The organism is uncultured Agitococcus sp. (assembly GCF_937920075.1).
GTDB lineage: Bacteria > Pseudomonadota > Gammaproteobacteria > Pseudomonadales > Moraxellaceae > Agitococcus.
In genome coordinates, this window is sequence record NZ_CALETI010000282.1 from 1 (window position 1) to 1,688 (window position 1,688).

The following is a 1,688-nucleotide window of genomic DNA, read 5'->3' on the forward strand; positions in this document are numbered from 1 at the left end:
CTTTAACGGCATAACATACTTGATGGGGCACAGTGGCAAAGGCTTCATCAAAAGCACGGTAATGACTTTCTAAGGCAGCACGCGAATAAATATATAAAGGTGTGCCAAACTGTTGGCCTAATTGACTAACAGCAACTTGTTCGGCATATAAATGGCCGTCACGATAACTAAAAACTGACATGTTTAGATAAACTCTTAAGATTGGGAATGAGGAGAAGTCGTGGGTGGTTTTTTCTCAGGTAGGTACAAAGCCCCTTTTTGACCACAAGCGACTAAAAGGCACAAACTCAAACACAAAGCGAATAGGCGCATAATAAAAAAAGTGGTATCAACAATAAGATACGCTATGCTAACGGAATCATTCTGATAATAAAACTAGCTAGATAAAAATAGGAGCAAGACACCATGAGCGAAGCCGTTAATATTACCGCTTTAGAGATTAAACATCGTCAGAGTAATGAGCAAAATCTTAGCATGATTGAGGAAACACCTACCCAATTTGCCAATTTTGCCGAATTTTACCCCTTTTATTTAAGCCAACATGAAAATAAAGTCTGTCGTCGTCTGCATTTTGTAGGCAGTACCTTGGGCTTAGTGGGTTTAACCGCGAGTGTGATTACGGGCAAAAAGCGTTATATAGCGGCAGGAATTGTTGCGGGTTATGGTTGTGCGTGGGTTGGGCATTTCTTTTTTGAAAAAAATAAGCCAGCAACGTTTACATATCCTGTGTATAGTTTTATGGGTGATTGGGTGATGTATGCGCAAAGCTTAGGCATCGCACCGCGATTAGCACGTTTTGTGAAGTCAAAAGAGCTGCAAGCGATTTTGAGTGAATAAATAAGTGATAACTGCCTAAGCGAAGAGAAGATATGTTGACAGGCAAGATTGAACTATAAGCGAGAAAAGTCCCCTTTTTGTAAAAGGGGACTTTCTTTTTTAAAGCGCTTTAATAGTGCCTGCAACATGAGGTTTGCCAGATTTGGCATCCATCACATTAAACTCAGTTACGGACTCAGTTGTCATTGTTTGAAAGCCAACTTTTGCAGGTAATAATACCGGCAATTTAAACTGTACATCCACTTCAAACGCGTCAGGTAAACGACCTTCATACATGCTCAAACATTTGGCCTTCGTCCACATGCCATGAGCAATCGCGCGTGGAAAACCAAATAACTTAGCGGTAAAGTCGTATAAATGAATGGGGTTGCTATCACCAGAAACCGCTGCATAACGGCGACCAATATCACTCGGAATCGTCCAGAAAGCATTAAAGCTTGACACACTGGGTTTGGCTTTTTCTTTGCTGGCTTCTGGTTTAGCAGCACCTTCAGCAGATTTAACGGCTTGACGGAATAAATAAATGGTTTCTTCAGACCAAACTACTTCATTACCCACATAAACATCGGCTAATAAAGTAAATTGTTGGCCTTTGTCATGTGGCTTTAATTCACCAAAACGGCAAGTAATATTGACTTTTTCACAGGCTTTGACAGGACGAAGCTGGGTGATTTTGTTAGCAATATGTACTAAACCTAACATGGGGAAAGGAAAGCTTTCTTCAACCATTAATGCCATTTGTAAAGGCATGACTAACATATGTAAGTAGGTTGGTGCTAAGATATCACTTTGAGTAAAGCCACAAACGGTGTTGTAGTCATTCACATGTTGACGATCAATGCTAACGGCAT

Annotated in this window: 3 protein-coding genes and 1 pseudogene; 1 reads left to right on the forward strand and 3 read right to left on the reverse strand. The window is 40.5% G+C overall.

Going from position 1 to position 1,688, the window contains the following annotated elements:
* Window positions 1-181: pseudogene (locus Q0212_RS09880) on the reverse strand (diaminopimelate decarboxylase); the annotation flags it as partial.
* Window positions 182-195: 14 nt separating this feature from the next.
* Window positions 196-312: a lipoprotein gene (locus Q0212_RS16820; protein WP_367175850.1), complete on the reverse strand. Its 117-nt coding sequence runs from the start codon at window positions 310-312 to the stop codon at window positions 196-198.
* A 93-nt stretch (window positions 313-405) separates the two neighbouring features.
* On the opposite strand from Q0212_RS16820, the gene Q0212_RS09885 reads away from it, so the two are divergent.
* Window positions 406-837, forward strand: coding sequence for a DUF962 domain-containing protein (locus Q0212_RS09885; RefSeq protein ID WP_297924957.1), 432 nt, complete (start codon window positions 406-408; stop codon window positions 835-837).
* 99 nt (window positions 838-936) lie between these two features.
* Here Q0212_RS09885 and Q0212_RS09890 read toward each other — a convergent pair.
* The coding region (locus tag Q0212_RS09890; RefSeq protein ID WP_297924958.1) for a MaoC/PaaZ C-terminal domain-containing protein at window positions 937-1,688 on the reverse strand (752 nt) is incomplete at its 5' end.

What these genes read in the sequence shown, in the direction of transcription:
- Q0212_RS16820 (WP_367175850.1), bottom strand. Translation starts at nt 312, where the DNA reads ATGCGCCTATTCGCTTTGTGTTTGAGTTTGTGCCTTTTAGTCGCTTGT.
- Q0212_RS09885 (WP_297924957.1), top strand. Translation starts at nt 406, where the DNA reads ATGAGCGAAGCCGTTAATATTACCGCTTTAGAGATTAAACATCGTCAG.